The organism is Nocardioides guangzhouensis, from assembly GCF_004519545.1.
Lineage (GTDB): Bacteria > Actinomycetota > Actinomycetes > Propionibacteriales > Nocardioidaceae > Nocardioides > Nocardioides guangzhouensis.
Map to the genome: position 1 here is coordinate 1 of NZ_SDKM01000160.1, position 338 is coordinate 338.

1 protein-coding gene is annotated in these 338 nt (G+C 71.9%); it reads left to right on the plus strand.

Annotation, left to right across the window (positions count from 1 at the left end; all coding sequences use genetic code 11):
- The coding region (locus tag EKO23_RS24940) for a sigma-70 family RNA polymerase sigma factor (protein ID WP_134721285.1) at nucleotides 1–338 on the plus strand (338 nt) is incomplete at both ends.

Here is a 338-nt window from a genome sequence, read left to right on the forward strand (position 1 = left end):
GAGCTCGCCGAGGAGCTCGACGTCACCCCCCACGAGGTCGCCGACGCCGGCTCCGCCTACGGGTCCTTCTCCCCCACCTCCCTCGACCAACCCGTCAACGCCGACGGCGCCTCCCACCTCTCCGACCTCCTCCCCGACGACGACACCGACGCCCACGCCAGCGAAGCCCGGCTCCTGCTCGCCCCCGCCCTCCGCAAGCTCAGCGACCGCGACCGCCGCATCCTCTACCTGCGCTACTGCGAGGACCGCACCCAGCAAGAGATCGGCGACGACATCGGCGTCACCCAGATGCAGGTCTCCCGCACCCTCACCCGCATCCTCCGCGACCTCCGCACCGA